The sequence below is a fragment of the Kocuria sp. KRD140 genome (assembly GCF_017168375.1).
Classification (GTDB): domain Bacteria; phylum Actinomycetota; class Actinomycetes; order Actinomycetales; family Micrococcaceae; genus Kocuria; species Kocuria marina.
This window is the reverse complement of record NZ_JABFAW010000013.1, coordinates 1-4,824: the sequence shown is the minus strand read 5'-3', so window position 1 is coordinate 4,824 and position 4,824 is coordinate 1. Positions and strand designations below refer to the sequence as shown.

Below are 4,824 nucleotides of genomic sequence, written 5' to 3'. Positions count from 1 at the left end.
TACAACCACGACCGCCGGCATTCATCGCTCGGCTACCTCGCACCCGTCGACTACGCTCGGCAATGCACCCATCAATCGGAAACCGACGACTCGCACAGCGACCGGACCGAATGAAGGGGGCGGCCCAGCCTCCCCCGGCATCTCGGGGAACGTTCACAGTGTTCTCACGCGAAGGGACGCTGCTGCACGACGCGGAGAAGAGGTGCCAGGCCGCCCCGCAACACCGCGCGGGTCCCAGGATCACCGAGAGGCTGCCGCCGAATTCGATGGCCGGGCCGAGTGATTCGACCCATGAGGGCGCCGGTCCCGGACTCACCCCCGAGGGGCGGAGCCGACATGCGGCGACGGCGCCACCCTCGCAAGGGTGACGCGTCGCTCGGCCGGGCTCGGCGATGCAGGCCCGCCACAGGTGGGCGTGGTGGTGATGGCCACGCCCACCTGTGGTCGCTCAGGAGCGGGCGAAGAACATCTGGTTGACGGACTTGTTCGCACCCCAGGCGGAGGTGGGGCGGGCGCCCTTGCCGAGCTCCCACGCGATCGTCACCGAGCGACCACGCGTGATGGAACGCAGGCGCGAACCGGTGTGCACGTCACCCACACGCGAGGACGTCTTGGCGTTGATCACGGCCATGACCTGCGCCTTGCTCGCGTCGGCGGGCACCCGCACCGTCACGAACTGCCAGTTGTTCGCGCCCCAGAGGGCGCGGTCCTCGCGGTAACGCAGCACGCCGTCGTCGTCGAGGCGCGCCACGACCCGGGCCTGAGCCGCGGTCTTGGGCATGTACCGGTCCACCTGGAAGGTGCGCTGCACCGCCTTCACTGCGGGGACGCTCGGACGGGTCGTCGGGCGCGTGGTGGGCGTGGTCGTGGGGCGCGTCGTCGGCGCGGGCACCGTAGTCGCGGGCGACGTGGGCCGCGGCGTGATCGCTGGGACCGAGGTCGTCGGCGCCGGGCTCGTCGGCCGGGGGGCCGTCGTCGGGTACACGCAGCACCGGAGCGGGGACGCCGTTTCTCCATGTGATGTCCCGTGTCGCCTGTCTGATCGACCCCGGCCTCACCTTCCTTAGCCGCGATGCCGAGGCCTGGTCCACGTTCTGCGGGCCGTCCGGGCGTGGACGGGCACGCCCGGCGCCGGCACAGAGCGTCCGAAGTGCCACGGGGCGGGCCGGCAGGCATGATCCGGGCGGGACGCGGCCCCCCCACCGGGGGTGACCCTGCCGGGCCGCCGGGTCCGGACCCGGTCACGCGGCTCTCGGGACGGGCTGGGCGCGTACCTGCCGCTCTCAGCGCCCGCGACAGGGAGTTCCGCGAGTGGGCGACGGAGGTCGGGGGCCGGACATCCCGTTGTCGGCAGGTACGGTAGGGTCATACCGTCGAGCTCCCCGCCCGAGGGGCATGACGAGGAGGTCAGCATGGCTCTGCGCGAACTCGAGTTCACGTCGCACAACGGCACCGACACCATCCAGGCCTGGGTGTACGAACCGGCGGTCACGCCGGTGGCGGTGGTCCAGCTCATCCACGGTCTCGGCGAGCACTCCCGCCGGTACCTGCACATGACGGCCGCGCTGGTGGATGCGGGGTTCGTCGTGGTCGCGGACGATCACGCGGGTCACGGTCGGACGGCGATGCAGTCGGGGACGTGGGGTGACGCCGGTGACGAGTCGGCGACGGTCATCGTGCAGGACGAGGTGACGCTGTACCGGAAGGCCAAGGAGCTGTTCCCCGACCTGCCGTACGTGGTGTTCGGCCACAGCCTGGGGTCGATGATCGCGCGGGCGCTGGTGCTGCAGCCGGGTGTCGAGGTCGACGGGCTCGCGCTGGGCGGTATCGCCGTGGGCATGCGCGGTGTCGAGTCGACGCTGGATCGCGAGGCCCTGAAGGCTGCCGTGGCGGCCGACGGTTCCGCCCCCGCTGCGGATGCGTTGGTGGGCCAGCTGTTCGACGGCTTCTACGACCGCCTCGGCCCGGACTTCGGCCCGACGGACTGGGTGGCGCGCAACGCGGACGTCGTCCGTGATCACGGCCGCGACCCCTTCAACAACTTCGGCGCCCCCTTGAGCAACCGGTTCCTGCAGGGCTTCGTCGACGTGTACGACCAGGCCAACGGCGACGACTTCTTCGACCGCCTTCCGCAGGTTCCCGTCGCGATCTTCGCGGGCGCGGAGGACCCGGTGACCAACTACGGCGAGGGTGCGCGCGAGGTCGCCCGGCGCCTGGAGGAGAAGGGCCACGACGTCGAACTCCACATCTACCCCGACGTCCGCCACGAGGTTCACAACGAGCCCGAGACCCGCGCCGAGATGGAGAACTCCCTCATCGAGTTCGTCCACCGCGCCGCCGGGCGGGACGACGCCTGACCCCCGAGGCGCACCCGGCCGCTCGCGCCCAAGCACCGTGACGGGGCCCTGCCGTGAGGATCGTCTCTCGGCAGGGCCCCGTCGGTGATGTGAGGTCTCAGGCCATGACGGGACGCACGCGTCGCCCAGCGAGGGGCTCGTCCATGGTGACCTCGCGAAGCGGAGGATGTCGCCGGTGGCGCAGCGAGGGCGAGAGGCCTGGCCACGGGTGACCTCGCCGAAGTGAAGGCGAGGATGCCGAGAGCAGGCTCCGCGACGAGTGCCTGAACATCAACAGCTTCTACTCGCTGCTCCACGCCCAGGTCGTGATCGGCGACTGGAAGACCGAATACAACCACGACCGCCGGCATTCATCGCTCGGCTACCTCGCACCCGTCGACTACGCTCGGCAATGCACCCATCAATCGGAAACCGACGACTCGCACAGCGACCGGACCGAATGAAGGGGGCGGCCCAAGCACCCGGGGGTGACGCCGAGCTCTTGGACGAGGTGCCAAATCTCGAGCTGCGCGCCGCGACTGGCGTGCAGAGCCGCCCAGGGAACGAGCAGGCGCGCGGTCTCCTCGCGCACCGCGGCCTCGACGGCCGGCGGTTGGTGGCCGGTGTGTCCGCGGGTGATGTGCACAAGTTCGTGTGTGAGCGTGCAGCGTCGCTCGGTGGTCGTCAGATGGGTGTCGAGCCAGATCGTCGTGCCGTCTGTGCAGCCCGAGAGGCGCTCGAGGGGGATCGTGTGCACGTCGATGCCTGGCTCAATCACCGAAGCCCAGGGATCGACATGTATTCGAATCTACGGTGGGCGGGCGACAGGCACAAAGATGGCCCCGCACCATTACGGTGCGGGGCCATCGCTGCCGCTCTGGGGGGCGGGTTGTTACTTCAGCTCGGCACTCGTCGCGGTGCATGAAGCGGAGGACATGTCGCCGCTGCTGTCATTCTTCACGACGACCTTGCCGTTGTAGATGATCTCGCAGGTCACTGCGTTGTCGCCGCCCATTGTGGCTGAGGTGACGGACAGGGTTGCAGCATCCACCCAGTCCTCGAGGGTGAGGTCCTTGGACCATTCACCGGAGAAGTTCTGGCTGCTCTGTGTCGAACTGTTACCGAAGGCCACCATCCCATCGCTGGACGACGTCGCGCGCAACGTGACAGTCTTGCCGGCCTGCGTGGCCGCGGGATCCGTGGCCGCCGGGGTGCCCGCCTCGGCGGTGGGCTGGGCAACCGCGGGGCTCGGGTCATTCGTTGCCTCGTCGGCGGCATTCAGAGCCCCGCCGATTAGGACCGCGCAGCCGCCGAACAACAGCAGCGCAAGCAACGCGAGGATGCCCACGACCCACGGCCACTTCTTACGCTTCTTCGGGGGCTGCTGCTGCGGGTAGCCCTGCTGGGGTGCTCCATTGACCGGGCCCTGGGGGTAACCATCGGGACCGTTGGTGGGGGTGCTCATGGGGGTTCTCCAATGCCTGGATCCGCGCGCACTCGCGCAGTGAATGGGGGCAACCACAAGCCATGTGGTTGCATGTGCACACTAAATTACCTGGGAAAAGCCTGGGCCAACAGCCGCCGCGCCCAAGTGAGCCGCGACATTACAGGACGCCCTACAGGTCGCCCCAGTGCCCGTCGTCCTGGCCGGCCTCCCCAGCCTCATCCTGGGCAGCCCGACGCGCACGCCCCTCGCTCGGGGCATCATCGGCCGCCAGTGCGGCCTCATTGGGTACAGGAGCCAGATGCCGGCCCGCGCTTGCGGGCTCTGCTGCCGAGCTCACCCCGGCGCGGGTAATGGGGGTCTGTTGCGTCGACTGCGCGCCGCCCGCTTCCGTCCCCGGTTCCTGCTCGTGGTCCTCGGTGTCGCGTTCATGGCTGAGCCTCTCAGTCGCTTCTCGTAGTGCCACGACGAGCTTCTGCTCCCGCCGCGCCTGACGAATCAACCCACGCGCCATGTCGATCAACATCTGCCGCTCTTCCGGACCCAACTCGTCCACACCCTCCGGCAGCTGCTCCGCCAGCCCGTTGCTCGGCGCTCGCATTCCTGCGATCCCGAGCACCTGTCGCTCGGGAAGGTCGGAGAGGTAGGCCAACGCCCGCAAGGTCTTCACGCTGGGCTTGCGGGTGTAGGTGCCTGCCAGGATGGAGTCGATGGTTCCGTAGCTGATCGTGTGGCCGTGCTTGCCGGCCACCTTGGCGAGGCCTCGTCCGCCGGCGCCGTCGTGCCGGGCCTTGGCGGCCAGTGCGACGTCGCGCAGGGTTCGGGGTTGCTTCGTCATGGGTCCATCCTGGCGAGATTGCTGTTATTGGTGCCCTACGCCCAGATCCATCAAAATAAAAGTGGTTTCCGAACTAAGGCGAGTTTACGCGGCGGCACGGGTAAGGGCTGGACGAGTGGATGACAAACGCTTTACAGTTCACTTGTAACCACGACGAAAGGGTGTCACGAGGTGCCTCACTAACGGCGCGAAGCCACGTTCATGGC

Annotated in this window: 5 protein-coding genes and 1 pseudogene; 2 read left to right on the top strand and 4 right to left on the bottom strand. The window is 68.6% G+C overall.

Annotation, left to right across the window (positions count from 1 at the left end):
* Nucleotides 1-448 precede the first annotated feature (448 nt).
* Nucleotides 449-820, bottom strand: a complete 372-nt coding sequence (locus J1M36_RS12165; protein WP_013350234.1) for a hypothetical protein — start codon at nt 818-820, stop codon at nt 449-451.
* A 592-nt stretch (nt 821-1,412) separates the two neighbouring features.
* Here J1M36_RS12165 and J1M36_RS12160 point away from each other — a divergent pair.
* Together J1M36_RS12160 and J1M36_RS12155 are read left to right on the top strand one after the other, a co-directional pair.
* Nucleotides 1,413-2,357 (top strand): alpha/beta fold hydrolase, encoded by a 945-nt coding sequence (locus J1M36_RS12160; RefSeq protein WP_035964342.1) that lies wholly within the window; start codon nt 1,413-1,415, stop codon nt 2,355-2,357.
* 242 nt (nt 2,358-2,599) lie between these two features.
* Nucleotides 2,600-2,800: pseudogene (locus tag J1M36_RS12155) on the top strand (integrase core domain-containing protein); the annotation flags it as partial.
* On the opposite strand, the gene J1M36_RS12150 reads toward J1M36_RS12155, so the two are convergent.
* From J1M36_RS12150 to J1M36_RS12140, 3 genes are all read right to left on the bottom strand, one after another.
* Nucleotides 2,758-3,093, bottom strand: a complete 336-nt coding sequence (locus J1M36_RS12150) for an ImmA/IrrE family metallo-endopeptidase (protein WP_342358350.1) — start codon at nt 3,091-3,093, stop codon at nt 2,758-2,760. The pseudogene J1M36_RS12155 and the gene J1M36_RS12150 sit on opposite strands and share 43 nt — an antisense overlap.
* Before the next feature lie 135 nt (nt 3,094-3,228).
* Complete coding sequence (locus tag J1M36_RS12145; RefSeq protein ID WP_064847258.1) at nt 3,229-3,801, bottom strand: hypothetical protein; 573 nt, start codon at nt 3,799-3,801, stop codon at nt 3,229-3,231.
* Between the two features lie 151 nt (nt 3,802-3,952).
* Complete coding sequence (locus J1M36_RS12140) at nt 3,953-4,618, bottom strand: hypothetical protein (RefSeq protein WP_064847259.1); 666 nt, start codon at nt 4,616-4,618, stop codon at nt 3,953-3,955.
* Nucleotides 4,619-4,824 lie beyond the last annotated feature (206 nt).